Origin of the sequence: Mesorhizobium sp. BR1-1-13 (genome assembly GCF_020165515.1) — a bacterium.
Taxonomy (GTDB): domain Bacteria; phylum Pseudomonadota; class Alphaproteobacteria; order Rhizobiales; family Rhizobiaceae; genus Mesorhizobium.
Genome location: NZ_JAIUIH010000006.1, coordinates 146123 through 172716, shown reverse-complemented (window position 1 = coordinate 172716; position 26594 = coordinate 146123). Strand labels below are relative to the sequence as shown.

General features: G+C 61.3%; 29 protein-coding genes and 1 tRNA gene. 23 read left to right on the top strand and 7 right to left on the bottom strand.

The features are described 5' to 3' along the window. The first annotated feature begins 246 nt into the window (after positions 1-246). Positions 247-813 (top strand): recombinase family protein, encoded by a 567-nt coding sequence (locus LB533_RS16295; protein ID WP_224677734.1) that lies wholly within the window; start codon positions 247-249, stop codon positions 811-813. A 2-nt stretch (positions 814-815) separates the two neighbouring features. Here LB533_RS16295 and LB533_RS16290 read toward each other — a convergent pair whose 3' ends face one another. Next, the gene (locus LB533_RS16290; RefSeq protein ID WP_224677733.1) at positions 816-1019 is read right to left on the bottom strand and encodes a hypothetical protein; all 204 of its coding nucleotides are present in this window, start codon (positions 1017-1019) and stop codon (positions 816-818) included. Positions 1020-1115: 96 nt separating this feature from the next. On the opposite strand from LB533_RS16290, the gene LB533_RS16285 reads away from it, so the two are divergent. The 3 genes from LB533_RS16285 to LB533_RS16275 all read left to right on the top strand — a co-directional run bounded on the left by LB533_RS16285 (position 1116) and on the right by LB533_RS16275 (position 3644). Continuing rightward, positions 1116-1478, top strand: a complete 363-nt coding sequence (locus LB533_RS16285) for a KTSC domain-containing protein (RefSeq protein ID WP_224677732.1) — start codon at positions 1116-1118, stop codon at positions 1476-1478. A 608-nt stretch (positions 1479-2086) separates the two neighbouring features. Further along, positions 2087-2791: an SOS response-associated peptidase gene (locus LB533_RS16280; RefSeq protein ID WP_224677731.1), complete on the top strand. Its 705-nt coding sequence runs from the start codon at positions 2087-2089 to the stop codon at positions 2789-2791. Position 2792: 1 nt separating this feature from the next. After that, a complete protein-coding gene (locus LB533_RS16275; RefSeq protein ID WP_224677730.1) occupies positions 2793-3644 on the top strand; it encodes a HEPN domain-containing protein in 852 nt (283 codons plus the stop codon). Between the two features lie 4 nt (positions 3645-3648). Here LB533_RS16275 and LB533_RS16270 read toward each other — a convergent pair whose 3' ends face one another. Beyond that, positions 3649-3960: a hypothetical protein gene (locus LB533_RS16270; protein ID WP_224677729.1), complete on the bottom strand. Its 312-nt coding sequence runs from the start codon at positions 3958-3960 to the stop codon at positions 3649-3651. A 102-nt stretch (positions 3961-4062) separates the two neighbouring features. On the opposite strand from LB533_RS16270, the gene LB533_RS16265 reads away from it, so the two are divergent. The 3 genes from LB533_RS16265 (at position 4063) to LB533_RS16255 (ending at position 5036) form a co-directional block, all read left to right on the top strand. Next, positions 4063-4242: a hypothetical protein gene (locus LB533_RS16265; protein WP_224677728.1), complete on the top strand. Its 180-nt coding sequence runs from the start codon at positions 4063-4065 to the stop codon at positions 4240-4242. Between the two features lie 220 nt (positions 4243-4462). Then, the gene (locus LB533_RS16260; RefSeq protein ID WP_224677727.1) at positions 4463-4783 is read left to right on the top strand and encodes a hypothetical protein; all 321 of its coding nucleotides are present in this window, start codon (positions 4463-4465) and stop codon (positions 4781-4783) included. Continuing rightward, entirely contained in the window at positions 4773-5036 is a 264-nt protein-coding gene (locus LB533_RS16255) for a hypothetical protein (RefSeq protein WP_224677726.1), read from the top strand. The genes LB533_RS16260 and LB533_RS16255 overlap by 11 nt, the downstream gene beginning before the upstream one ends. Before the next feature lies 1 nt (position 5037). Here the strand turns inward: LB533_RS16255 and LB533_RS16250 are convergent, their stop codons facing one another. Continuing rightward, the gene (locus tag LB533_RS16250) at positions 5038-5586 is read right to left on the bottom strand and encodes a hypothetical protein (RefSeq protein ID WP_224677725.1); all 549 of its coding nucleotides are present in this window, start codon (positions 5584-5586) and stop codon (positions 5038-5040) included. 473 nt (positions 5587-6059) lie between these two features. Here LB533_RS16250 and LB533_RS16245 point away from each other — a divergent pair, with 473 nt between their 5' ends. The 7 genes from LB533_RS16245 (at position 6060) to LB533_RS16215 (ending at position 15622) form a co-directional block, all read left to right on the top strand. Next, entirely contained in the window at positions 6060-6572 is a 513-nt protein-coding gene (locus LB533_RS16245) for a hypothetical protein (protein WP_224677724.1), read from the top strand. A gap of 251 nt (positions 6573-6823) precedes the next feature. After that, positions 6824-7315 (top strand): hypothetical protein, encoded by a 492-nt coding sequence (locus LB533_RS16240; protein WP_224677723.1) that lies wholly within the window; start codon positions 6824-6826, stop codon positions 7313-7315. Positions 7316-7709: 394 nt separating this feature from the next. Next, positions 7710-8786, top strand: coding sequence for a hypothetical protein (locus LB533_RS16235; protein WP_224677722.1), 1077 nt, complete (start codon positions 7710-7712; stop codon positions 8784-8786). A 148-nt stretch (positions 8787-8934) separates the two neighbouring features. Further along, positions 8935-10449 (top strand): type I restriction-modification system subunit M, encoded by a 1515-nt coding sequence (locus tag LB533_RS16230; protein ID WP_224677721.1) that lies wholly within the window; start codon positions 8935-8937, stop codon positions 10447-10449. Then, positions 10439-11596 (top strand): restriction endonuclease subunit S, encoded by a 1158-nt coding sequence (locus LB533_RS16225; RefSeq protein ID WP_224677720.1) that lies wholly within the window; start codon positions 10439-10441, stop codon positions 11594-11596. The genes LB533_RS16230 and LB533_RS16225 overlap by 11 nt, the downstream gene beginning before the upstream one ends. Next, positions 11593-14892, top strand: a complete 3300-nt coding sequence (locus LB533_RS16220) for a type I restriction endonuclease subunit R (protein ID WP_224677719.1) — start codon at positions 11593-11595, stop codon at positions 14890-14892. The genes LB533_RS16225 and LB533_RS16220 overlap by 4 nt, the downstream gene beginning before the upstream one ends. Continuing rightward, positions 14879-15622 (top strand): M48 family metallopeptidase, encoded by a 744-nt coding sequence (locus LB533_RS16215; RefSeq protein ID WP_224677718.1) that lies wholly within the window; start codon positions 14879-14881, stop codon positions 15620-15622. Before LB533_RS16220 ends, LB533_RS16215 begins: the two co-directional genes overlap by 14 nt. A 71-nt stretch (positions 15623-15693) precedes the next feature. Here the strand turns inward: LB533_RS16215 and LB533_RS16210 are convergent, their stop codons facing one another. Continuing rightward, entirely contained in the window at positions 15694-16173 is a 480-nt protein-coding gene (locus tag LB533_RS16210; RefSeq protein ID WP_224677717.1) for a hypothetical protein, read from the bottom strand. A gap of 357 nt (positions 16174-16530) precedes the next feature. Continuing rightward, positions 16531-16620 (bottom strand) — tRNA-Ser (locus tag LB533_RS16205). Positions 16621-16990: 370 nt separating this feature from the next. Between LB533_RS16205 and LB533_RS16200 the strand changes: the two genes are divergently transcribed. The 3 genes from LB533_RS16200 to LB533_RS16190 all read left to right on the top strand — a co-directional run bounded on the left by LB533_RS16200 (position 16991) and on the right by LB533_RS16190 (position 19366). Continuing rightward, positions 16991-17740 carry a hypothetical protein gene (locus LB533_RS16200; protein WP_224677716.1) on the top strand — a complete coding sequence of 250 codons (750 nt, stop codon included), beginning with the start codon at positions 16991-16993 and terminating at the stop codon, positions 17738-17740. A gap of 126 nt (positions 17741-17866) precedes the next feature. Continuing rightward, positions 17867-18184, top strand: a complete 318-nt coding sequence (locus LB533_RS16195; RefSeq protein ID WP_140513730.1) for a hypothetical protein — start codon at positions 17867-17869, stop codon at positions 18182-18184. A 192-nt stretch (positions 18185-18376) separates the two neighbouring features. Beyond that, positions 18377-19366, top strand: coding sequence for a BMP family protein (locus LB533_RS16190; RefSeq protein WP_140496350.1), 990 nt, complete (start codon positions 18377-18379; stop codon positions 19364-19366). Positions 19367-19489: 123 nt separating this feature from the next. Here LB533_RS16190 and LB533_RS16185 read toward each other — a convergent pair whose 3' ends face one another. After that, the gene (locus LB533_RS16185) at positions 19490-19897 is read right to left on the bottom strand and encodes a hypothetical protein (RefSeq protein WP_140640607.1); all 408 of its coding nucleotides are present in this window, start codon (positions 19895-19897) and stop codon (positions 19490-19492) included. An 18-nt stretch (positions 19898-19915) separates the two neighbouring features. Continuing rightward, complete coding sequence (locus LB533_RS16180) at positions 19916-20125, bottom strand: SlyX family protein (protein ID WP_140513732.1); 210 nt, start codon at positions 20123-20125, stop codon at positions 19916-19918. A gap of 215 nt (positions 20126-20340) precedes the next feature. Between LB533_RS16180 and LB533_RS16175 the strand changes: the two genes are divergently transcribed. From LB533_RS16175 to deoA, 6 genes are all read left to right on the top strand, one after another. Beyond that, positions 20341-21873 carry an ABC transporter ATP-binding protein gene (locus LB533_RS16175; RefSeq protein ID WP_140640627.1) on the top strand — a complete coding sequence of 511 codons (1533 nt, stop codon included), beginning with the start codon at positions 20341-20343 and terminating at the stop codon, positions 21871-21873. Further along, a complete protein-coding gene (locus LB533_RS16170) occupies positions 21870-23009 on the top strand; it encodes an ABC transporter permease (RefSeq protein WP_140640605.1) in 1140 nt (379 codons plus the stop codon). Before LB533_RS16175 ends, LB533_RS16170 begins: the two co-directional genes overlap by 4 nt. Next, a complete protein-coding gene (locus LB533_RS16165) occupies positions 23009-23980 on the top strand; it encodes an ABC transporter permease (RefSeq protein WP_140640603.1) in 972 nt (323 codons plus the stop codon). Before LB533_RS16170 ends, LB533_RS16165 begins: the two co-directional genes overlap by 1 nt. Positions 23981-24049: 69 nt before the next feature. After that, entirely contained in the window at positions 24050-24442 is a 393-nt protein-coding gene (gene cdd, locus LB533_RS16160) for a cytidine deaminase (protein WP_140640601.1), read from the top strand. After that, positions 24439-25245 (top strand): purine-nucleoside phosphorylase, encoded by an 807-nt coding sequence (locus LB533_RS16155; protein ID WP_140640599.1) that lies wholly within the window; start codon positions 24439-24441, stop codon positions 25243-25245. Before cdd ends, LB533_RS16155 begins: the two co-directional genes overlap by 4 nt. After that, positions 25245-26564, top strand: a complete 1320-nt coding sequence (gene deoA, locus LB533_RS16150) for a thymidine phosphorylase (RefSeq protein WP_140640597.1) — start codon at positions 25245-25247, stop codon at positions 26562-26564. Before LB533_RS16155 ends, deoA begins: the two co-directional genes overlap by 1 nt. Positions 26565-26594 lie beyond the last annotated feature (30 nt).

The following is a 26594-nucleotide window of genomic DNA, read 5'->3' as shown; positions in this document are numbered from 1 at the left end:
TCTGAGATGGCTTATCGTACGGGTGGTTAAGCATTTCCCCCCCTCCCCTTTGGCGCCTTATCGTTGAATCGTATTGGCGAGCGTTCTGTGGCCTTGCGGGTAGTTGAATGCGTGTCTCACTAGGGCAAGCCCGTGTGAGTCCCCGAAATTATGGTCCAGTGAGTCTCACATGAGTAGTCTCTTGACAAAATGTATCGCAGTCTCACATAATGGTCTCATACGGTCATCTAAAATGGAGACTCCGAAATGCCAGCCAGTACGCTCGTGGGCTACGCCCGCACCTCCACCACCGACCAGAAGGCAGGGCTTGAGGCCCAGCTCCGAGATCTCGACGCGGCGGGATGCACGAAGGTCTTCCGTGAGGAGCTTTCCTCTGTGGCTGACACGCGGCCCCAACTTCAAGCAGCGCTGGACTGGGTGAGAGAGGGGGATACGTTCCTCGTCACCAAGCTAGATCGTCTCGCTCGCTCTGTGGCCGACCTCGTGACAATCACCGAAGCGTTGCGGGCGAAAGGTGTGGGCCTCCGCATCCTTGCAATGAACCTTGACACCTCCACCCCGACCGGGAAGCTCATGCTAAACCTGTTGGGCTCCATCGCGGAGTTTGAGCGGGAACTGATGCTGGAGCGGCAGCGCGAAGGCATCGCCAAGGCCAAGGCCGAAGGGAAGTATGTTGGCCGCCAGCCTACCGCCCGCCGTCAAGCCGGCGAGGTGTTGCGCCTCAGGTCGGAAGGCAAGTCCGCTGGTGACATCATGGCAGCGTTGGGCATTAGCCGGGCGAGCGTCTTCCGGATACTTGCCGAGAACGAATGAGCTTAGTGGAGCGGCTCGGCTTTGGTCGGTGAGCTTTGCGTTGTGCCGTTGGGGAAGACGCTAGGCACCCCAACCTGCAATCCACCGGTCCCACAAAACAGAACTAGAACCGCCAGAGCGAATGCGGCCAATAGCGTCCCGATCACCGCGAGCGGGCCGTTAGCCTTGATCTTGGCGAACCAAATTGAAACTTCCAAATCGCTCATGTCTGGTGTGCTCCTTTGGGGAGGCAGCGTATCATCGTTGGCGTAGGTGTTACGGTTTAAGCCTATCTCGGGCGGCTCATCTGGGGAGTGGGTGGTATGGTGGTTTTGCTGAAACAAGCTCGATTGCTTTCGTGCTGGGTGCTGCTGTTGGTGTCAGTCAGCCCCCTATACGCGGAGACAGTTGAGGTGAAATATCGGGGCCCTGTGGACCTCGCCAAATTTGAATGCTCGGGCGAATTGGACAGCAGCGTGGTCAAGCGCGTCTGCTACAATGCCGAGCACTCCTATATGCTCATCCGCCTCAAGCAGACTTGGTATCACTACTGCGAGATTGACCAGGGCACGGTCTCCGCGCTGCTGGCCGCAGAGTCCAAGGGGCGCTTCTACAATTCGAGCATCAAGGACTCGGGGACAGACAGCAAGTTTAGCTGCCGGGACAAGCCTGTGCCGGACTTGTAAGCACTCCGCGCAGCTGGGGCCTCTATTGACATTGCTCTAATGTAGCTCTCCTATCTCACCCTTGGGGGAGTAGAATGCATGGGCGGGCTTAGCGTCACTGCTCTTGGTTTTTGCTTGCTGGTGGTTGCTTCCTGCACTACCGGCCCGGCGCAAGCGCCCCCTGAAAGCACAGTCCTAAACGTCTTCCCCGGCCCGCCACCTCCGCCTCCCTATCAGCCTGTCCCTGCGGATAGCCCCGTTGAGCGGGTGGCACTTCCCTCGGACCAAGCAGCAGCGGCCACATCGGGGGCAGCAAGCCCGTCCAGCAGCGATGCCGCTCAGGTTGCCGTGATGCCGCCTCAGCCGAGCACACAGGCCCAGACCTATCAGCCCCCTACTTACCAACCGCAGCCCACCTATCACCCGACCTATCAACCATCGATCCCATCGGCTGGCCTCTGTGCAGAAAACGGGAGCTGCTACGGCGATATCAGCAACCTTACCGGCAAGCCGAAGACCGTGGCGGTGCGGGGCTACTATCGGAAGAACGGCACATATGTCAGGGGACACTACCGCAGCCACTAAGTCAGCGTTGCTCGTGGGGTGTGACCTAGTGCACACTCGCCGCCATGTGCAATCTCTACAACATCACCACCAGCCAAGACGCCATCCGCGAGTGGACCCGCGCCATGCGGGACAGCCTGGGCAACCTTGAGCCCTCGCTAGATGTCTATCCCAACATGCCGGGTGCAGTGGTCCGCAACGCACCCGATGGTCAGCGGGAGCTTGCGAAGCTGCTATGGGGCATGCCTACGCCGGCTGAGCGGGTGGAGGGCAAGGCGGACTATGGCACCACCAACATCCGCAATCCGCAGTATGGCCATTGGCAGCAATACGTTGGCGTGGAGAACCGCTGCGTGGTGCCCGTCACGAGCTTTGCGGAGCCGAGCCCCACGCCCGGCGATAAGGACCCAGAGACAGGCATACAGCGGAACTACTGGTTTGCCCGGGGCGAGGACAGGCCTCTGTTCTTCTTTGCGGGCATGTGGACGCGCTGGCAAGGTGTCCGCAGAGTCAAGGACGGGCCGGGCGACTTTGAGCTTTACGGCTTCATGACGACTGCACCCAACGCCCTCATCAAGCCGATCCATGAAAAGGCCATGCCGGTGATCCTCATCACTCGTGAGGAAGTGGAAACCTGGCTCACAGCCCCGTGGACCGAAGCGCGGCACATGCAGCGGACAGCGCCGGACGATGCCTTGGTCATTGTCGAGAAGCCGGCCACACAGATCAAGTTCCCACAGCAGGCTCCGGCTCAGGGGTCACTGTTCTAACATGGTCGGGATAGTTGCGGGGGCTGATAGCACGACTATCACGATTTTTGGTCACGGCATCACGGTGCCGGAGCGGTTCGAGCTGTCCGCCGGGATATGGCTAGGTCCTTCGTTAACGCGGCTCGATGTTTCAGCCGCCGCGAGTGGCAGCGGTCGCTTTTCGGACTATGCCGCCGCCCTCCAAGGAGACGAAATAGCAACCTTCGAAATGGTGGTTGAAGAAGCGGCTGGTGGCGAAGAGCTCGTTGTGAAAGGATGGAACGCGCTTTGGTTGTTCCACTTGCTAAGCGTCGCTTGCGGCTCTCCATGCCTCAGCCTTTACTCCGTATGTGATGGCAATGAGCCCAAGTATTCTGCGGCCAGCCGGACACCTTTTGTAAGGCCGGTGCCCGAAATCCATCCCGCTACCTCAAGGCAACTGAACTGGGCCAAGGAGCACCTGGAGAGTTTCGAAAGTCTGGCCAAAATTCCTGAGTTCGAGTCGGCGATGAAGTGCTTTGGCAATGCCCACTATCTGCCAGATCACGACATTCGGATCATGTTGCTTTGGGCGGGCATTGAAGGATTGCTTTCAGTCGATGCGGAACTCAGCCGAAGACTGGCTCTCTACGCTGCAATTCTGATGGACGGCACCCCTGACCAGAAAGCCGCTTATTTCGATGAGGTGAAAAAGGCTTATGCTATCCGCTCGCAAGCAGTGCACGGTGCAAAAGCCAAGCCGGATAAGCTGGTGGTGGGCTACAGTCTTGCCAGTCGCATCTTGGCCGGGCTGCTGAAGCGCTGTGTGGAGGTCGGAAGGGTTCCCTCGCCGGCAGAACTTGATCGGCTAGCCGTTGGGGCAACCATAGCGTAAGGGCTCAGTCATCTCGCCAGATTACCCGGCGCACCATGCGGGTCGCCACAAGCCGCCTCACGCGTATCTTAATGCCCTGCCCAGCGCTGGGCAGCAGAATGTCCACGTCGAACTCCCGCCGCTTGCACCGCTCACAGCGCATATGCCGCTCCACATCCCAGAACGGAATGTCTCCAATGAGCTTGAGCAGGTCGCCCGGCAGGTAGTGCCGCGTGATGTTGCAATTGATGCAGCGGACGCGGATGAGCTGCCCAATGTCATGGGCACGGCTGAGCGTCTGGACGACGCGGCGGGTTCGGCTGCTGGGCTCCGGCATCGCCAACCCATAGGAAGCTATTCCTCAAAGAGTCAATTCACCCATTGACATTTTCGTTCCCTTTTTGTTCACTGCGACCATGGAAAATTAGGAGTCAATGAGATGGACCACATTGTCAGGCTCGACAGCCGCCAAGAGGCTGCGCTCCAAGTCGCCGCCGAGAAGTTCGTGGCTACACACCAGGGCGACGTGATGAAGGCTCTCAAGGAGATGATCGTGCTTAACGGCCACCTTCAGGAAAGGCTTGATGCGCTCACTGCGCCGCGCCGCGCAGCCCGCTAGGAGACACGGCAAATGGCCACGATGTATCTAGGTCCCAATCCAAAGCGGAACTGCATGCCGAAGCGGAGAAGCTGATGGCCCGCTACGAGAGCCCCCTTGAGACCGTGAAGGCGCTTATGGCCTACAACTGTGAGCTAGAAACCCAAATCCTCGCCCTCGCCCATCGGCATCCGGGACTGGTGGCAATTAGCTTTGACCCTACTCCCCCTGTGCTTGGTTGATGCACGACCTTATCGCTTTCATTGGCAGCAACGCGGCGCTGGTCATCGCCTACCCGGCAGCCTTCGCTACTTTTGCCGTGTTGTTTGGAGGCGGTGGGTTTGCTGTTGGGCGCTATTTCTTGACCGAGCGCATCGCCAATCTGGAGAGCCGAATAGCCAGACGCGACGAGGAGATTTTGGACCTCAAGGCCAAGCAGAAGGCGCCAGAGCAAGGGGACCCATTGGTGCCCCTGTTCCAGATGACTGAGGTGCTGCCACCCCCGCCGCTCAACTTCAACCAGCTCTTGCTCCAGCGGAAAGAAAACCTGCATGTCAGATAGCTTGGTGCCGCAACAGAAAGCCCCGAAGCTAATCGTCGTCACCGCCTTTGATCGCGATGAGACGGGCGACCTTCAGCCTGTCTTTGGGCCTGCCGAGCAGCAGACTGGGGCGCGGGCGATAAGGACCGCGAAGGGCCTCGCGACGAAGCATGCAGGTGTCATTGCATGGTCGCGTGATGCCAACCCCTCGCTTGGCGAATATGGCGAGCCGACGACGCTCTTTGTCGGTGGCGACGTGCCGGACGTGGAGTAGGCTAGTAAGGCTTTCCGTCCGGGCCAAGGTGGTATCGAGGGTCATCGCCCCCGTTCAATCTGGTAGCACTCGCTACGCATATCGCGGAGGTTAGGCAGGCGCGAAGGACGGTAAGTCTGAGGGCTTCTAGATCGGATGTCGCTTCGTTGTACTGGTGGGCTAACCATCCTAGGCCTAGACCCGAGGCGAGGATTATCGGGTAGCCGTATCGCCTTGCGGCGAGTTCCAATCGTTCCTTGCGGTGCTTACCGTTCTTCCCGTCGAAGCTTAGGTTGATTGCCAAGCCTGTGCCCAAGAAGCCAGTGACCGCGAGCATGAGGAGCCATTTCGACTTTGATTGGGAGGCGGGCAGATAGCTCCCGAGCCAGACCATTGCCGCAGCCGCCGCAAGGGAACCACTGCCGATTATGAGCAGGAAGGCGAGCCGCTCAAAGAACCCTCGCGTCGCGTCTGTCGTGCCATCAGTCCTAAATGATGCGAGGAGGCGCTGCCGCTCTGCGTCGTCTCTGGCATGAGAATAGAGCTTCTGCTTGCTCTCTTCCGTCAACATGTTCCCCCGGCTCCCACCTAGAGGCATTGGCCTGCGGTGCGCCCCCGCAAGCAGCCTCCTCATGACCCCTGATCGGGGAGTTGGAAAACCGAGTTCCGGTTCCTGCGGCCTTTAGTTCCGGAGAACCTGGACATACGCCACAGGCTCCCCGACCAAAAAAGTCGAGGATCGGCACCGATGTGTTCGGCACCATGTCTGAACTCAGGGTTTCCACACCCCGGAACGCCGCGTGAGCGCTCGCGCGGCACAATGAGTCAGCCGCCAAGAAATTGCAATAAGTGAGTGATCAACGCGCTGCCAGATCGATCGCGGCGAGCGGAGAGAAGACTTAGTGAGGTAGGACACTGGCGGATTGGGCTTTGTAACGCAATATAAGCGCCCGTTGCGGCATTTCGGTCACAATTGGCTGTTCCCTCGACAAAGCAAACGGCTTAGTTGGACTGTTGGTCGTAAACAGAAAATTGGAACCATCAATGACCAACATTGCATCCCGCCCGCTGCGGCTTTTCGTAGCCACGAGCACACTTGAAAGTCCTGGCCCCTTCAAAGACGACCAGCAGTTCGCCTACGCCTGGGCACTGGTGGACGAAGCCGGCAAAGCAATAGCCAGTGACCGCAATCCTTTTGGCGACGGGGGCAGAGGCGATCACACAAAAGGAGTGTTCCCCGCCATCCGGTCCGGCCTCTCCTTTGCAGCGGAAGGCGCGCTAGTCGAAGTCATCACGGGGCTCAAGTATGTCCGAGACCTGCTCAACTCGCCTTCCTCAGAGAGAAGGCTCAAGGGTTACAGGAGGTCGGATAAGAAACCGCTGGCCGACAAGGCCGAGCTCATCGCCCTCGATGGCGGCTTGGAAGAAAGGGGCATCTCAATTTCGGGCCGAGGCCCTAGCGGTGATGATGAAGAGGTCTTGCTCGCGAAACTACAAACTTGGGCGCACGAAAAGGCAAGAAACAGCGGGCTCACCCCGAGCGATTGGAACCTATGATGCCGGCGGCTGCACACTTGAACCTTTCGACCGCGTCTCTTGCAAGATGCAGCATCCCTGGTTGTAGCCGGCCAACAGCTTCAGCGGCGGGCGAAGGGCGGGCTGAACTCCATTGCCGATATCACGTACAGCATAAGGCTCGTCACGGCTCTCACTGGTGCAAAACCTATCGTGCAGCTGACCTCAGACCATACGTCTTCGCTGCGAATATGTGGCTTGCGGAATGCCCCCAGCATAGTGCCGCCGCTGCCATGCAGGAACTGGCCCACACGCTTGCAGGCGCGGGACGTGTTGACTCCGCTACCAACTTGCGCGGCCAGTCGGCAAGCTACAGGGCACGCGTTGCATTCGCCCGGTTGCGAGATGCCGGCATTGAGCCCCGCCGCTTGTTTGCCATCTATTTGGGCGTAAGCGCTTTGATTGAAGATGACCTTGGGTCCCATCGCACCAAGGAATTCAGAATCGTGCAGGCTGCCAAGGCGGCTCACCGGCTTGCGAGTGGAACGCACAAAAGCTGGGAGATATTCAATCCGCTGGGGCCAGACATTCATACGGAGCTTCACGCTTACCCAAGATCCTCAGGGCTGGTGCTGCGGAAGATCGGAGAGAAACTGGAGAAGGCCGGAGAGTTTGTGGCTGGCGAGGCGGTGCAGGAAATCATAGCCATCAAGACCAAACGCTTCGGCGAGCACCCATCTCACTTTCCGGGGTGGCGACCTGCCTGGGCTAAGAGCGAAGGCTAGGGGATGGTGCGCAAAAGGCAAATAATCGGGTGACTTGGTAGCGGCATCGGGGTGCTCACATGTTCATCGGGAAGCGGCGGGCAAAGAAAAAGCTTAAGTCCCCCCATTCCCCTTGTGGTGCGCCTTGGTGGTGGGGCCTCTAAGCTCTCGTCCATTTTCCAGCCCCTTCAACCAATGATGACGCAGAGCCAACGCTTTGAGTTTCCCCGCTAGGCCCCTGCATCTGATGGATGATCCTTTCTCCCCCACCGACCATTGGTTTGATCCTTGGGCCACCTGCGAGGGTCCTCACCTCAAGGCCCTCTCAGAGGCCATCGCAAGGCTCGTGGTCCAAGCCCCCACCAAGAGGCATCAAGCCCGCATTAGGCAGCCCAAGCAGGTGCAGGTGGAGAGGGTGACCAACATCGTGTCCTGCCTAGTGGCCAACCTTGCGGTGATGCATCAAGGTCACTCTGAGCACAGGCGCCTAGCCATCCCGCTAAGGCATGACGCCCTGTCCCGCTATCACCGCAAGGGCTTCGGGCAACTCTCCTATGTCGTCGATGAGATGGCCATGATGGGCCTAGTGGTCAAGCATGCAGCCCACATCAAGAAGCGTAGGACAGGCATAGTGGCCACCGGGGAGCTGCTTGAGGCTCTGCTTGGGGCAAAGGCTGAGGAGGTGGGGAGAGCACAGGGGGAGGAGACCCTATGGCTCACCGCAAGGACAGGCCGTAATGCCATCGGCAAGAAGCTCCCCTTCGAGCTGGTGGACTATGAGGACACCGAAGAGACGCACCGACTTCGGGGGGAGATGGATCAGGTCAACACCTTCCTCGCCACCCAGCGGATAGAGCTTCAAGGCCAACGCCAAACAGCCTTCAAACTCACCCGGCGCTTCACCCTTCGCAACGTCACCGACCCGCACACCTTCAACCTGCATGGCAGGCTCTATGGTGGCTTCTGGGAATCCATGCCGAAGGGCCTGCGGGATGACCTCCGCATCAATGGGGAGCCTATTGCCGACCTTGACTATGCCTCCATGTTCCCCAGGCTTGCCTATGCGCGGGTCGGGGCGCAGCCGCCTGAGGGGGACCTCTACGCCATCCCCGGACTGGAGGAGCATCGTGCCGGCGTGAAGGCGGGCTTCGCGGCCATGCTGTCGTCTTCGAACGAGATGACCCGCCTGCCGAGTGACGTGAAGGATGCCTTGCCGGTGGGCTGGACGGGGAGGAGATTGGCGGAGGCTATTGGTGCAAAGCATCCAGGCTTGGTGCCGCTCTTCGGGCGGGACATCGCGATGGACTTGATGTTCACGGAGAGCCGCATCTTGGTTGCCGTCCTGCTGCGATTGGCGAGGATAGGGATAGCTGCCCTGCCGATGCATGACGGAATCATGGTGCCGTGTCAGAGGTCGGCCCAAGGAATGGCGGCCATGGGGGCCGCAGCAATAGACATTACTGGAACGGCAATCCCTGTCATCAAGAGGTAGCCCAGGCCGCTCCGAACACTCTGCGCCGAAGACGGTCTTCAAATCGACGCGCCGCCAGCAGCGCTTAATTCTCTCGGATTAACGATAGGGACTTCAGGCTCGCCCCGACCGGTGCTAGTTGGAGCGGTTGGAAATTTCGGGAGGCATCATGGCGGCGGGTCGCGTCACACAGGCGGAAATCAACAAGGCGGCGTGGGCGGCCTGCGACACATTTAGGGGCACGGTCGACGCATCGGTCTACAAGGACTACGTGCTCACCATGCTGTTCCTGAAATACATCTCCGATGTGTGGAAGGATCACTACGACTCCTACCGCAAGGAACATGGCGACCATCCCGATCTCATCGAGGCGCTGATGAAGAACGAGCAGTTCGTGCTGCCCAAGGGTGCGGGCTTCTATGATCTCCATGGCGACCGCCACAAGGCCGGCAATGGCGAGCGCATCGACAAGGCCCTTCACGCCATCGAAGAGGCGAACGGCAACAAGCTGCGTGACGTGTTCCAGGACATCTCCTTCAACGCCAACAAGCTCGGCGACGAGGAGCAGAAGAACGATATCCTGCGCATGCTCCTGGAGGACTTCGCCAAGGACAGCCTGGACCTGCGGCCGAGCCGGGTCGGCAGCCTCGACATCATCGGTGGCGCTTACGAATACCTCATCTCCCGTTTCGCGGCGTCGGCAGGCAAGAAGGCGGGCGAGTTCTACACCCCGGCCGAAGTTTCCACCTTAATGGCGCGGCTGGTCGAGCCCCAGGAAGGCGACGACATCTGCGATCCGACATGCGGCTCGGGATCGCTCTTGATGAAATGCGGTCAGGAGATCACCCGGCACACCGGCTCCAGGAAATACGCGCTCTACGGCCAGGAAGCGATCGGCTCGACCTGGGCGCTGGCCAAGATGAACATGTTCCTGCATGGCGAGACCAATCACCAGATCGAATGGGGCGACACTATTGGCAACCCGAAGCTGCGCACGGCGGAAGACAAGCTGCGCCACTTCGATGTGGTCGTTGCCAATCCGCCTTTCAGCCTCGACAAATGGGGATCTGAAAAAGCCGCCACCGACCGCTTCGGCCGCTTCCGCCGTGGCCTGCCGCCGAAGACCAAGGGCGACTACGCCTTTATCCTGCACATGATCGAGACCATGAAACCGCGCACCGGCCGCATGGCTGTTGTCGTACCTCATGGCGTCCTCTTCAGGGGTGCGAGCGAAGGCGAAATCCGCCGCAAGCTGATCGAGGAGAACCTTCTGGATACGGTCATCGGCCTGCCCGAAAAGCTGTTCTTCGGCACCGGTATTCCCGCCGCCATCCTTATTTTCCGGAAGAAGAAGACCGACGACACGGTGCTATTTATCGACGCGAGCCGCGACTATGAAGCGGACAGCAACCAAAACCGCTTAGGCGAGGAGCAGTTGCTTAGGATTTTTGCCGCCTTTGATGACCGCGTTTCTATCGGCAAATACGCCTATCTGGCGACCGCGCAGGAGATCGCTGACAACGACTTTAATCTCAACATCCCGCGCTACGTCGCCACTTTCGAGGACGAGGAAGAGATCGATCTGATGGAGGTGAGAGCGCAGCGGCTGAATCTAATGGCGGAGATGGCCGAGATTGAGAACAAGATGAACAGTTACCTGAAAGAACTCGGGTATGTTGCCTGAGGGATGGCTTGCCACCAAACTCGGCGACCTAGTTAAGATATGGGGCGGCGTTGCACCTGCGGCACTGGAACTACGGAACGAGGGCCCGATTCCGTATCTGAAGGTGGAGGACCTAAACAATTCGTCCAAATACCAAAGTCTCAGTCGCACATATGTGGCCCGCGCACGGCGACTTGTTCCAGCCGATTCAATCCTCTTTCCCAAGAGGGGCGCAGCGATTTCCGGCAATAAGGTTCGGATAGCAAGAGTGCCTCATTTGATTGATTCGAACATGATGGCGCTAGCGGCTGATCCTAAGAAGATGTATTTTGAATATTTATATTACCTGATATTGAATATCGGACTTTTCAGGATAGCTGATACGTCTACGATTCCCCAGATAAATAATAAGCACATCGAGCCTTACTCTGTTATTCTTCCTCCGCTTGCCGAACAGAAGAAGATTGCTGATATACTCTCGACCTGGGACGCCGCCATGGAGAACGCTGAGAAGTTGCTCCTCAACGCGGAAGCGCACAAGCGTGCTCTAATGCAGAAGTTACTTACGGGCAGACGGCGACTAAAGGCCTTTGAGGGGCGAGAATGGAAGCATTTGAAACTAGGTAGCCTCTTCCAGGAAAGGCTAGAGCGTGGCGGAGATGCGCTACCGCTGCTGTCGATAACCGGGTCTCGCGGCGTAGTACCACAAGAAGAAACCGATCGACGGGATACTTCTCGGGAAGATAAGTCTAGCTACAAGAAAATCTGCGTTGGTGACATCGGGTACAATACCATGAGGATGTGGCAAGGGGTATCTGCCTGGTCAGGTCTGGAAGGCCTGGTGAGTCCCGCATACACAATTCTGGTGCCAGGACCGCACATTGATCCGCTATTTGCCTCTTATCTCTTCAAACTGCCCGCCCAGGTACATTGGTTTCGGCGGTACTCTCAGGGGCTGACCTCTGATACTTGGAACCTAAAATACAAACAGTTTGCGGAAGTGCCGGCATACGTCCCCAACCTGGAAGAGCAGCGAGAAATAGGGAAAATCATCAGCATGGCGGAGCAAGCGGTACTGCTGCACACCACGTCACTTGAGGTCCTGGGTTCAGAGAAACGCGCCCTAATGCAGCAACTTCTTTCAGGCAAGCGGCGGGTGACGATATGAACGCCCCCGAGCGTCCACGGACCGACGAGGAAACACAGGCCAAGGTCCCGGCGCTCGCCCTCCTGCTGAAGCTCGGCTGGTCCTATTTGTCACCGTCGGACTGCCTGAGCATGCGCGGCAGCGAACGTGTGGTGTTGCTCGAAGCCGTGCTGCGAGACTATCTCGCTGCCTGGCGCTTTGACTATCGCGCTGGGAGTCACGCGCTCTCCGCCGGCGCGATCGCCCAAGTCCTGAAGGCGCTCAACGATACGGGTTTGAACGAAGGCCTGACCCCGGCCAACGAGCGGGTCTGGAAACATCTCACCCTTGGCGTCACCATCTCCGAGTTCATGCCGGACGGGCATAAGCATTCCGTCACGGTGCCGCTGCTCGACTTTACCGGCCTTTCGAGAAACCGCCTCCACGTCACCGAAGAACTTTCCGTCGAGCGGGAGGGCGGGCATGGCCGCTTCCGGCCTGACATCGTGCTCTATGTCAACGGCGTGCCGCTGGCCGTCATTGAGGCCAAGCGCCCGACCGGAAGCCATGCTGAAAAGCTGATGCTGGCCGAAGGCGTCTCGCAGCATTTGCGCAATCAGAAGCTTGACGGCATCCCCACGCTCTACGCCTACACGCAACTTCTTTTGTCCATTTCCGGCCAGGACGGCAAATACGCCACTACCGAGACTCCAGCCAAATTCTGGTCCCGGTGGCGCGAGGAAGAGATTCCCGCCGCCGACATCGACACGATAGTGAACGCCAGGCTGACGGCGCAGCAGCACTCCGACCTCTTCGCCGAGCGCCCGCCCCATGTCCGCGCCTTCTTCGATGGCCTCTGGTCGAAGCCTGTCGCCGCGACCGGTCAGGATCGGCTCATAATCTCCCTGTTGCGGTCCGATCGCATTCTGGAGTTCGTCCGCTACTTCCTCCTCTTCGATCGAAAGCTGGGCAAGATCGCCGCCCGCTACCCCCAGGTCTTCGGCATTAAGTCGATGCTGGAGCGCATGGAGAAGCGCAACCGGGACGGCGGGCGCGAGGGCGGCGTCATCTGGCACACCACCGGGTCGGGCAAATCCTTCACCATGGTTTTCCTGCTGAAGCCGCTGCTGATCCACGACGCGCTTGCTCGCTGCCGCATTATCGTCATCACCGACCGGGTCGACCTGGAGCGTCAGCTCTCGACCACCTTCATGGCGGGTGGCGCATTCGGCTCGGCGGTGGCGACAAAGAAGGACGGCGAGAACGCCAAGGCGTCATCCGGCCGCGACCTGGCGCAACGCATCGGCTCCGGCACCGAGCGCATCATGTTCACTCTGCTGCAAAAGTTCAATTCGGCGACACGCTTCAAGGAGTGTCACAACGCGTCCGAAGATCTCATCGTGCTGGTCGATGAAGGACATCGCAGCCATGGCGGCGAGAACCATGAGCGGATGCGCAAGGCACTGCCCAACGCCGCCTTCATTGCCTTCACCGGGACGCCGCTGCTGAAGGACGACAAGACGCGGAACAAGTTCGGGCCGATCCTTCACGCCTACACCATGCAACGGGCGGTGGAGGACGGCACTGTCACACCGCTTCTCTATGAGGAGCGCCGGCCGGTTGTCGACGTGAACGCCGAGGCGATCGACAAATGGTTCGACAAGATCACCGCCGGGCTTTCCGACAAGCAGCAATCCGACCTGAAGAAGAAGTTCGCCACCCGTGGCAGCGTCTATCGCGCCGGCAACCGCATCGACCTCATCGCCTGGGACATCGCCACGCACTTCTCACAGAACTTCAAGGAGCTTGGCACCGGGCTGAAGGCGCAACTGGCGACCGACTCCAAGCTCTCCGCAATCCGCTACAAGCAGGCGCTCGATACCACGGGCCTTGTCACCAGCGCCGTCATCATCTCGCCGCCCGACACCCGCGAAGGCCATGAGGACACCGACGAGGCGAAGACCCCGGAAGTCCAGAAGTGGTGGGCCGCCAATGTGGGCAACGATGCGGAGGGATATGAGCGGCGCGTCATCGAGGATTTTGGCACACCGGGCAAGCCCGACATCCTCATAGTCGTCGACAAGCTGCTGACCGGCTTCGACGAACCGCGCAACGCAGTGCTCTACATCGACAAATATCTCAAGGAGCATAATCTGCTCCAGGCCATCGCGCGTGTAAACCGGCTGCACGAGGCCAAGCAGTTCGGTTTCCTGATCGACTATCGAGGCATCCTGAAGGAACTCGATACGTCCTTGAAGGACTATCAGGACCTGGCCGAGCGCACCCAGAGCGGCTACGACATTGAGGACATCGAAGGCACTTTCGCCAGCATCTCGACGGAATACAAGCGCCTGCCGGGCCTCCATGCCTCGTTGTGGGCAATCTTCGCCGGCGTCAAGAACAAGGGCGACCGCGAGCAGTTTCGTCTGGTGTTGACCCCGGATTCGGTCCTTGGTGAGAGCGGTGTGAATTATGATCGGAACCAGAAGGTACGCGAGGATTTCTATGCCGCGCTAACCGAGTTCGGCATGTGCCTGAAGCTTGCCCTGTCATCCCGCGCCTTCTTCGAGGACGGCTCCTTCAGCGAGGCGACGATTGCTGGCTACAAGAAGGACCTGAAGTTCTTCACAGAGCTGCGCATCCAGGCCAAGCAGGACGCCATGGAGACGGTCGACTTCTCGGCTTACGAGGAGCAGATACGCAAGCTGGTCGATAAGCAGGTCGTCGGCGTCGAGATCAAGGAATCGGAAGGCGTCATCGACCTCACCGGCTTCACCGACAACAAGCAGGCAGGTTATGACGCCGGCTGGAGCGACGACAAGACCCGCGCCGAAACCGATGTCATCAAGACGCGACTGACGAAGACCATCGAGCAGACACTCGCCGATGATCCCTATGCCCAGACCGTGTTTTCGGACCTGTTGCGACAGGCGATCAAGGAGGCGGAATCTCTCTTCGACCACCCGCACAAGCAATACATTCTGTTCAAGGAGCTGGAGGAGAAGGCGAGGATGCGGGCCAACCCCCATGTCCCCGACCGCTTCCCGGACAATCCCCATGCGCAGGCCTATTTCGGTCTCTTCCCGATGGTCCTTGGCGAGGTCGCGGCGCGGGATCGTGGCGAGGATTGGCTTGTCGCCGAGGCCTTTCATATCGACGGGATTGTAAGCAACTCGGTAGCGACATTCTCGATCAATCCGGCCAACATCGAGGCCGACATCAGGAACAGGCTCCTGCCGCGCTATTTCAAGGCGCTGGAAGGGCTGGATAAGGCGCAGGCGCTGGTAGACCGCATTGTCGAGATCGTTCGCCTGGGAGCCTCGCGTGGCACTCTCTGAGCGGAATCTTTCGACGCTGCGCTATGGCGACGCAAACATCGCCTACTCAGTGAGCATCAATCCCGCCCGCCGCGAGCGCATTGCCATCCATGTCCATGCGGATGGTGCTGTCGAGGTGGAAGCCCCCGAGGACGCCAGCGAGGAGGCCATCCGCAAGGCCGTCATGAAGCGTGCCCGCTGGGTCCTCCGGCACGTCACTGATGCCAAGAAACGCTTCGAGCATGTCCTGCCCCGGCAATATGTCAGTGGCGAACAGGCGCTTTACCTAGGCCGCCGTTACGTGCTGAAGGTGACGCAGGTGCCCAAGGCCGAGCGGTCCATCAAACTGAAGCGCGGCCTCCTCATCATCGCAACGGGCAATACCGACAAGTCGGCGCTCCGGGCTCGCATCCGGGCTTGGTATCGCGTCAAGGCGCGAGACTATTTCGCCGGCCGCATCGAGGCGATTTCGAAGGCGCTGCCCTGGGTCCAGGAGCCGCCACCCTTCCGACTGCTCGACATGAAGCGGCAATGGGGAAGCTGCGCAACGGGCGGTTCGGTCATGCTCAATCCGTTCCTGGTCAAGGCTCCGCGCGAGGCGATCGACTACGTCATCACGCACGAGCTTTGCCACCTCAGGGAACACAACCACAGCCCCGAGTTCTTCCGCCTTCTCACGCGCTCAATGCCCGGCTGGGAGGCGATCAAGTCACGGCTGGACCACAGCGCCGAGATCATCCTCAACGACTGAGGGCTTGGGGTTGGGACGAGAGTTTGGGACGTGGCCCAGAGCAAAGGGCGGCACCGTAGGCGTTCGTGGGACTATTCCTTCGGGGGCTCGACGCGTTCGCCATCCAACACCGAGTATGTCACACCACTTTCCACTTTTTGCGATCGTTGAAGTTCCTCAAAAAGGTATCGAGCAAACATAGCGCCGCCGCCCAGAACCACCCAAAGTGGAACCCCAACCGCGCCGCCGAGGGCCGCAATCCCTGCATTTACTCCGCCAAACATCGCTACTCCGACAGCGGCCGCACTGAGCCCCAACCGTTGCGCGGCCGTGCGCTTATCCCAGCCATGTTTCTTGGTCTCGAAGGCGATGATCTTCAGGACAGGCCAGATCGCCTTGCTCTTGATTGTCGCGGAGATTGCGGCCCGCCCTTTCTCGTAAGCGGACAAGTCTGATTGGCGAAGATCCAATAGCTTTACCACAAGGGTCTGTAGGGCGTGATGCTGGTTGGGGGTGGCGTTTTCCGCAATCCGAACGGCGAGCTGCTTCTGGCGGTCCTGCTTTTCGAGCATGATGTGTTTCCCCGGTTCCCTTCAGAAGTCATAGCAGACCGCAACGGATAATCGGGACTACTTTCAAGAGGGGCTTCCTTGCAGGAGAAGGCCCAAGGATCATCGGTCACCGCTTTCCGCGATGAGAGCGGCGTCGAGGAGCCAGCAGCAAAGGACACGAGGGTAGCATCAGATTGAGATCCGCCGGCGTGCTACTATCGGCATAGGAACCTAGTGCCGCACGAGGGCCCACTTCGACTGCACAGAGGCAATCATGCCCGATGTAGTCAATATTGGGGCACCCACCTGGGGCACCGCCCTTTTGGCCACCCAGAGAAAAGTCAACAATATCAGATTATTAGATTGACAACAAGAGACTGGCGGAGAGAGCGGGATTCGAACCCGCGTTACGGTTTCCCGTAAACACACTTTCCAGGCGTGCGCCTTCAACCACTCGGCCACCTCTCCGTCCTTGCCTTTCGCGTCGGCCGGTTTCGCCGCGCGGGTTGGGGAGATGCTCTCCCTTTGGGGCTGCGGAACTTCCCGCACCGGGCGCCGCCAACCAGCGGACGCCCTGCCCGCACCTGAGCCGTCAAAGCAACAGGCGCGGGGCTCATCTAGTCGATCCGGCGCCGAATGCCAAGCCATAACGGCGGTCAATTCGCTTTGCCGGCCACACGGCGTTCATGGGGGCCGCCGGCACATCCGATCGGAGGCCCGCCACTTCAATCGCTGCTTGATGATGTGCACGGGCAAGGCTGCGAGGCCAGCCGCGCTTGACTTCGTCCCGAGCGGCCTGTCGAGTGTCCGAAAGGCTTTGCGGGGGCATCGTCGCAACATGGCGTCGAGCAGCGGAATTCCGGGCGGTAAGCCTGACAATGGGCAGCCACCGGCCGAGGGAAAGGTCCCGGCCCGACATCCGGACAGCGGACTTTCCTACGTCCCGGTGGGCTGGCTCGTTATCGTCATGGCCCTGTCGGTCTATTGGCTGGCGTCGGCCTTGTGGCTGGTGGGGAGTTCAGGCCTGCCGGACGCCGTTTTCTATTTCCTCTTCAGCGGGCTCGTCGCCGACGTCATCACCATCCTATGGGGACTTTACCTGCTCGGCCTCGCCTTCGGCCGGTCGGCGCGCTTCCCCAGCCACTTCACCATCTGGCAGGCCGCCACGATCATATGGCTGCTGGCAAGTCACGCTTATGCACTCGTCGTGCCGGGCTTCGTCTTCTCCGCCAGAAGCCTAGCCAGCACCGCCGCCGAGATCGCCATCGGCCTGCTTTGCATCTACCTGTTGCGCCGCGGCTCCGGCGCCGAGACCGTTTATGCCAAGCCGCGAGCCGAAGCGCCGTCGGTCTTCGTTTCCATTGTCGCCGCGCTGCTCGGCATCATCCTCGGCGCGGTCGTCGGCGCGGTGGGCGGTTTCCTGGCCGGTTCGCTCATCGCCGATGTCACCGACGTGAGTTGCTTCGAGGGTGCGTGCGGCTACTTCGCCGCCTTCATCGGCCTGGTCGGGCTGGTGGTCGGCGCCATTGCCGGCGGCATTCTCGCCGTCTGGCTCGCCAACCGGCGCAAGCGCAGGCCGGCCGGGTAGGCTGCGTCGGCCGCGATTCAATTCGCGTGCCGTGATTGCGAATGGGGCCTGCGCGCTCTATTTCTCGTTCGGAACACCGCCGGTGATCCTCGGGAGTTTGGGGATCGGCCAGGGGAAGGGTCTTTGATGTTTCGCTTTGTCTTTCGTCTCGCGGCCATGGTCGCGCTGTCGATTTCGGTCATCATGGCGGTGCTTGACACGACGCGCACGGTCGCCGCCTCGGCACTGGTGCTGACCCCGCTCAATGCAAGCTGGCTGGCCGTGTCGCCCGACACGCGCGCCGCCTTTGAAAGCTTCGTTCGCGCCAAGGCCGGCCCGCTGCTATGGGACGGCGCCATCGCCTGGGTGCTCAACCAGCCGGGCTTTGCCGTGTTTGCGGTGCTTGCCTTGCTGCTCTACGCCATCGGCTACAGGCGGCAGCGGCGCACGGGACAATTTGCCTGAAGGGCACCGGCATCACACCCGCCATGCTTTTCCAAAAGGTCAAAATTCCACGTGAATTTTGTTTCGGGCCGTGCCAGATTGCCGCTGAGCGGGAGGGGAATATACACTCCTGGCTGACGTCGCGCGCATGCCGGAGAACCGGGCAGGCGGGCGGGGCGTAACGGAAAAAATAACCGACAGGGTGTGGATCACATGAAACGTATCGTTCTCGGCCTTCTGGCCGCAACTGCAATGGTTCTTCCGGCTTTCGCCGCGGATGTGCAGCCGGCCATCCTTTATGATCTCGGCGGCAAGTTCGACAAATCCTTCAACGAGGCGGCCTACCATGGCGCCGAAAAGTTCAAGACCGAGACCGGCGTTCCCTATGTCGAGTTCGAGGTCTCCAACGCTTCGCAACGCGAGCAGGCGTTGCGCCGCTTCGCCGAGGACGGCCATAACCCGATCGTCATGGCCGGCTTCGCCTGGGAGGATGCGCTGAAGAAGGTCGCGACCGAATATCCCGATCTCAACTTCGCCATCATCGACGATGCCGTCGACCTGCCCAATGTCCGCTCGCTCGTATTCAAGGAGAATGAAGGCTCCTATCTCGTCGGCATCATGGCGGCGATGGCCTCCAAGACGAAGAAGGTGAGCTTCGTCGGCGGCATGGACATTCCGCTGATCCGCAAGTTCGAATGCGGCTATGTCGGCGGCGCCAAATCGGCAGGCGCGACCGACGTCATCCAGAACATGACCGGCGACACGCCGGCCGCCTGGAACGACCCGGCCAAGGGCGGCGAGATCGCCAAGACGCAGATCGACCAGGGTTCCGACGTGGTCTATGCGGCCGCCGGCGGCACCGGCGTCGGTGTGCTGCAGGCGGCGGCTGATGCCGGCAAGCTCGGCATCGGTGTCGATTCCAACCAGAACGGCCTCCAGCCCGGCAAGGTTCTGACCTCGATGTTGAAGCGCGTGGACGTTGCCGTCTACACCGCCTTCATGGACGGCAAGAACGGCACCTTCAAGGGTGGCGTCGAAAATCTCGGCCTCAAGGAAGGCGGCGTCGACTACGCCATGGACGACAACAACAAGGCGTTGGTGACCGACGAGATGAAGGCGGCGGTCGAGAAGGCCAAGGCCGACATCATCGCCGGCAAGGTCGAGGTACACGACTACACCGCCGACAACGCCTGCCCGTATTGATCGGTAAGCACTAAGTTTCGAACCGCCGGGTGAAAGTCCGGCGGTTTGTTTTTGAGGCCGGAGGTCGGGCCCGGTCGCATAGGACAGTGCCAGTGGGGAGCGCCCGTGAGATTGTCGTGGACGTCAGGGCAGAAGCGCCCCGCCCGTCGACCAAGCCCCCACGAGGTAGCCAAGGGCAAAGACCGCGATCAGCAAGATGGCGATGACCGCGCCGCGCCGGCCGCCGAGCGCGTGCACGCCCACGCCGTAGGGCTGGCGCCCCAGCTTGCGGATCACCACCGAAGGTTTCGCCTCGTCATCGCCGGGCGGGCGCATCTGCGGCAGTTCGGCGATGCGCTGCGAGATTAGCCGCCAGCGATCGTCGCCGGAAGGTTCGGCGCGGTCGAAAAGATGCATGCGCTCGGCAAGCTGGACCACGGCATCCCGAAAGGCGGGGTCGATCTCCAGATCGCGCTCTGCCCGTTCGCGCTCTGCATCGTTCATCAGGCCAAGCACGTAGTCGCCGGCCCTTGCAATGCGGTCGCTGGCCATCGCTCCCGCTTCCCTTCCCTACCAGTGCGGCGGTTTGGTCACCGGCACGTCGGGTGCCGCCTGTTCCTCCAGCGCCAGGAAGCGGTCGGTCAGCGCGTCGAGCTTGCGCTGCATGCGTTCGATCACCTTCCACTGCTCGGCGATCTGGCCTGACAGTTCCTCGATGGTCTTCTCCTGCTCGGCGGAGCGGATCTCCAGCGTCGTCAGCCGGTCGGCGGGCATGGTCATGCGAAGTCCTCAGGCGTTGCGTCGCAGCGTCAAACCGGATTGCCCATATTAGCGAATATGAGAGCTTCGGCCACGTTCGAAATTGACAAGCGCGCCGGGATTTGTCGAGAGTGGACGCTGCTCCGGCCAATTGGCACGGGCGGAGCGTCATGCTAGGCATTTTGACCAAGCGATAAAAAAATAAGAGTGGGACAGGCTGCATGGCGCATGCCGCGATCGAACTGGCTGCAATCGAACTGATCGGCATCAACAAGAGTTTTGGCGCCGTGCGCGCCAACCGCGACATCAACCTGGAAATCGCGCGCGGCACCATCCACGGCATCGTCGGCGAGAACGGCGCCGGCAAGTCGACGCTGATGTCGATTCTGTATGGCTTCTACCAGGCCGACAGCGGCGAGATCCGCGTCGGCGGCAAGCCGGCATCGATAAGCACGCCCAACGATGCGATCGCGCTCGGCATCGGCATGGTGCACCAGCATTTCATGCTGGTCGACAATTTCTCGGTCCTGGAGAACGTCATCCTCGGCGCCGAAAGCGACGCCTTGCTGAAGAAAAGCATCGCCAAGGCGCGTTCCGAACTGCAGCGGCTGGAGCGTGAATACGGCCTCGAAGTCGATCCCGACGCTATCATCGAGGAATTGCCGGTCGGCCTGCAGCAGCGCGTCGAGATCCTGAAGGCGCTCTATCGCGGCGCCGAGATCCTGATCCTCGACGAGCCGACCGGTGTGCTGACGCCGGCCGAGGCCGACCACCTCTTCCGCATCCTCAAGCAATTGAAGGAGCAGGGAAAGACGGTGGTGCTGATCACCCACAAATTGCGCGAGATCATGGCCATCACCGACACGGTTTCGGTGATGCGCCAGGGCACGATGGTGGCAACCAGGGAAACGAAGAAGACCACCGTCGCGGAACTGGCCGAGCTGATGGTCGGGCGCCGCGTGCTCTTGCGGGTGGAGAAGGGCGAAGCGGAAGCCGGCGCGGTAAAACTCGCGGTCAAGAACCTGACGGTCAAGGATTCCCGCGGCGTCACCATGGTCGACGACATCTCCTTCGACCTGCGCGCCGGCGAGATCGTCGGCATCGCCGGTGTCGCCGGCAACGGCCAGTCCGAACTGCTCGAGGCGATCTCCGGCATCAGGCACGCCGTTTCCGGTTCGGTGATGCTCGAGGGCAAGCCGATCGATCTCACCGGCAAGGCGGATCCCGGCGAACTGCGCGACCGCGGCCTGGCCCATGTGCCTGAGGATCGCCATCATGTCGGGCTGGTGCTGGCCTTCGAGGAGAACGAGAATTCCATCCTCGGTTATCATGACGATCCCCGCTACCTCAGAGGGCCCTTCCTCAACATCGACGCCATCGTTGCCGATGCCAAGGACAAGATCGAGAAATACGACATCCGCCCCGGCAATCCTCGGCTGAAGACCGCCAACTTCTCCGGCGGCAACCAGCAGAAGATCGTGCTCGCGCGGGAAATCGAACAGGACCCTGGCGTTCTCATCGTCGGCCAGCCGACGCGCGGCGTCGACGTCGGCGCCATCGAATTCATCCACAAGCGCCTGATCGCCATGCGCGACCAGGGCAAGGCCGTGCTGGTCGTGTCGGTCGAGCTCGATGAGATCCGCTCGCTCTCCGACCGCATCCTGGTGATGTTTGCCGGCCGCATTGTCGGCGAGCGCGGGCCGGAGGCGAGCGAGGGCGAGCTCGGCCTGCTGATGGCGGGTGTTGAGCGCCAGGAGGCGGCGCAATGAGCACGCCCTATGCCAAATTGCCGGCCTGGGCCGACTATGGGCTGATCCCGCTGATCAATCTGTCGGTGGCCTTCATCGTCGCCGGCTTCGTCGTGCTTCTGGTCGGCGAGAACCCGTTCCGTGCCGCCGTCATCCTGGTCGAGGGCGCCTTCGGCAAGGGAACAGGCATCGCCTTCACCCTCTTCTATGCCACCACCTTCATCTTCACCGGGCTTTCGGTGGCGGTGGCAGCGCATTGCGGCCTGTTCAACATCGGCACCGAGGGGCAGGCCTACATCGCCGGCCTCGGCATCGCCATCGTCTGTCTTTCCTTCGACAGCGTGCTGCCATGGTGGCTGACATTTCCGCTGGCCATCGTGGCTTCGGCGGCCGTGGGCGCCTTGTGGGCGCTGATCCCCGCCTATCTGCAGGCCAGGCGCGGCTCGCACATCGTCATCACCACCATCATGTTCAACTTCATCGCCGCTTCGATCATGGTTTACCTGCTGGTCGGCCCGTTGAAACCGGCAGCCTCGCAGGCGCCGCAGACGCGCAACTTCCTGGCGGGCGCGGAATTGCCGAAACTCAACTGGGTCATCGAGCTGTTCGGCGCCAAGATCCGCTCGGCACCGCTCAACATCTCCTTCCTGCTGGCGCTGGTCATGGCCTTCCTGGTCTGGCTACTGATCTGGCGCACCAAGCTCGGCTATGAGATGCGCACCTACGGCCACAGCCCAAAGGCGGCGCGCTATGCCGGCATTTCGGAAACCCGCATCATCATCACTGCCATGATGATCTCGGGCGCGCTTGCCGGCATGATGGCGCTCAATCCGGTGATGGGCGACCAGCACAATGTCGCGATCGATTTTGTCTCAGGCGCCGGCTTCGTCGGCATCGCGGTGGCATTGATGGGCCGCCTGCACCCTGTCGGCATCGTGCTGGCGGCAATCTTGTTCGGCATGCTCTACCAGGGCGGCGCCGAACTTGCCTTCGAGATGCCCGCGATCAGCCGCGACATGATCGTCATCATTCAAGGGTTGGTCATCTTGTTCGCCGGCGCGCTCGAGCACATGTTCAGGCCTTACATCCAGGCACTGTTTGCCTCCTTCAATCCGAGATCCGTCGGCATGGAAGCGGTCAAGGGAAAGGGCGCCTGATGGACCTCCTCAACGCCATCGTCCAGGTTCTGGACTCGACCATCCGCCTGTCGGTACCGCTGCTGCTTGCCTGTCTCGCCGGCCTCTACTCGGAGCGGGCTGGCATTTTCGACATAGGCCTCGAAGGCAAGATGCTGGTCGGCGCCTTCGCGGGCGCCGCCGCCGCGTCGGTCTTCCACTCGGCCCTTCTCGGTCTCGGCATGGCCATCCTGATCTCGGTTGCCTTCGCCATGGTGCACGGCTTTGCCTCGATCACCCATCGCGGCAACCAGATCGTTTCGGGCGTTGCGATCAACTTCATCGCCGCCGGTTCGACCATTATCCTGGGCCAGGCCTGGTTCCAGCAGGGCGGGCGCACGCCGGCGCTGCAACCGGGCGAGCGGTTCGACGCGATTGTCTGGCCGGGCGCTGCCGCAGTCAGGGATGTGCCGATCTTGGGACCGATTTATTCGGAACTGATCTCCGGCCACTCGATACTGGTCTATCTCGCCTTCGCGATGGTGCCGTTCACCTGGTGGGTGCTGTTTCGCACGCGCTTCGGCCTCAGGTTGCGCGCGGTCGGCGAAAACCCGGCCGCCGTGGACACCGCCGGCATCTCGGTCGCCTGGCTGCGCTACAGGGCGCTGATCTGCACCGGCATCCTTACCGGCGTCGCCGGCGCCTACCTTTCGATGGTGCAGAATGGCGGCTTCGTGAAGGACATGACCGCCGGCAAGGGCTACATCGCGCTGGCCGCATTGATCTTTGCCAAGTGGAAGCCGGTCAACGCCATGTTCGCCTGCCTGCTGTTCGGCTTCCTCGACGCCCTGTCGATCCGCCTGCAAGGCTCGCCGCTGCCGCTCATCGGCAAGGTGCCGGTGCAGTTCATGCAGGCTCTGCCCTATATTCTCACCGTCATCCTGCTCGCCGGTTTCATCGGCAAGGCGATCCCGCCGCGCGCCGGCGGCGTGCCCTATGTCAAGGAACGCTGAGGATCGAGGCGCGGCCCGGCGCAAAAGAAGCGCCGGCTTTTGGACAAGTTCATCGGAGAGAACACTGAAATGTCGCATGAATTGTTCGAAGCGGCGAAGGCTGCCATGGCCAAGGCCTATGCCCCCTATTCGAAATTTCCGGTCGGTGCGGCACTTCGTACCGAAGACGGGCGCGTCTTCACAGGCGCCAATATCGAGGTCGCCTCCTATCCGGAAGGCTGGTGCGCCGAGACGACGGCGCTCGGCCATTACATCATGGGCGGCGGCGGCAAGATCGTGGAGATCGCCGTCATTGCCGAGCGCATGGCCAAATGCTCGCCTTGCGGCGGCTGCCGGCAGCGGCTGGCCGAATTCTGCCGTCCGGAAACGAAACTCTATCTCTGCGACAATGCGGGCGTCGCCGAAACCGTGGCCATGGGCGACATGCTGCCTTACGGCTTTCGCGGCGACATGCTGAAATGAAGGAAGCGCTCGACCATCTGATCGAACGGCTGGACGGCCTGGCGCCGACCACGGCGCTGGTGCTGGGGTCTGGCCTGGGAGGGCTGGTCAGCCAGGTTGAGAACCCGATCCGTGTCTCCTATGCCGACCTGCCCGGCTTTCCCCGAAGCGGCGTTTCCGGCCATGCCGGAGAGGTGGTAGCCGGGCTGGTTGCCGGCACGCCGGTGCTGATGCTGTCGGGCCGCGCCCACTATTACGAGCACGGCAACGCGGCGGCCATGCGGCCCGTGCTGGAGGTGCTTGCCGGCACTGGCATCACCAAGCTGATCCTCACCAATGCCGCCGGCTCGGTCGATCCGGAGATGGGGCCGGGTTCGGTGATGGTGATATCGGACCACATCAATTTCTCGGGCACCAACCCGCTCATCGGCGAGCCGAGCGACCGCCGTTTCGTCGGCCTGACCGAAGCCTACGATGCCGGCATCCGCACGGCGATCGAACAGGCGGCGAAGGCGACCGGCACGGCGCTGCACAAGGGCGTCTACATGTGGTTCTCCGGCCCGTGCTTCGAAACGCCGGCCGAGATCCGCATGGCGCGCATCATGGGCGCCAACGCCGTCGGCATGTCGACCGTGCCGGAAGTCATTCTTGCCCGCTTCCTTGGCCTGCGTGTCGCCGCCTGCTCGATCATCACCAATCTTGCCGCCGGCATGACCGGAGCCGAGCTTTCGCACCAGGAGACCAAGGATATGGCCCCGGTCGGCGGCGCGCGGCTGGCGACGATCCTGAAGCGTGTGTTCCGCGACGGGCTGTTGGAGAACTGATGCTTCCGCAGGAAATCATCCGCCACAAGCGTGACGGCCACAGGCTGCCGGCGCGCGAAATCGCCGACTTCATCGCCGGCGTAACCGATGGCGCCGTCACCGACGGCCAGGTCGCGGCTTTCGCCATGGCGGTGTTCTTCAACGGCATGAGCCGCGACGAGGCCGTGGCGCTGACATTGGCCATGCGCGATTCCGGCGACGTGCTCGACTGGTCGGACCTGCCCGGCCCGGTCACGGACAAACATTCGACAGGCGGCGTCGGCGACAACGTCTCGCTGATGCTGGCGCCCATCGTCGCTGCCTGCGGCGCTTATGTGCCGATGATATCGGGCCGCGGCCTCGGCCATACCGGCGGCACGCTGGACAAGATGGATTCCATTCCCGGCTACGCCAGCCAGCCCGACATCGCGCTGTTTCGCAGGGCCGTGCTGGAAGCGGGATGTGCCATCATCGGCCAGACCGCGGACCTCGCGCCGGCCGACCGCCGGCTCTATGCCATCCGTGACGTGACCGGAACCGTGGAGTCGGTGCCGCTGATCACCGCCTCGATCCTGTCGAAGAAACTGGCGGCGGGCCTGGGCTCGCTGGTGCTCGATGTCAAGGTCGGCAATGGCGCCTTCATGGAGAAGTCGCGCGACGCGACGGCGCTCGCCAACAGCCTGGTCGAAGTCGCAAGCGGCGCCGGACTGAAAGTTTCGGCGTTGGTCACCGGCATGAACGAACCGCTGGCCTCGGCCGCGGGCAATGCGGTCGAGGTGCGCAACGCCGTCGATTTCCTGACCGGCCGCCTTCGCGACCGGCGCCTGGAGGACGTAACGCTGGCGCTCGCCGCCGAAATGCTGCAGGCGGCTGGTCTGGTGCCGTCCAACCAGGACGGCATGCGGCGCGCCACCGAAACGCTTGCCAGCGGCCGCGCCGCCGCCACCTTCGCGCGCATGGTGACGGTGCTCGGCGGCCCCGCCGATTTCATCGACAAGCCGGAAAGGTATTTGCCCGTTGCGCCAACGGAACACGCGGTGAGAGCGACCGCGGACGGCTTCGTTACCGGCATTGCCACGCGCGATATCGGCCTTGCCGTGGTCGGGCTGGGCGGCGGCCGCACCCGGCCCGACGACAAGGTCGACCCGGCGGTCGGCATCACCAGGCTGTTGCCGGTCGGCGCCGAGGTTCGAGCTGGCGAGCCGCTGGCGCTGGTCCATGCCCGCTCGGTGTCCGACGCCGAAGCTGCGGCGGCAACGGTGCTTTCGGCCTATGCGATCGGCGCTTCCAAGCCGCCTGCCGACAAGTCGGTCATCCGGCGCATCCTGCCGCGTGGCTAAAGCAACTCCAGGAAAGTGTGTACGGTTCCG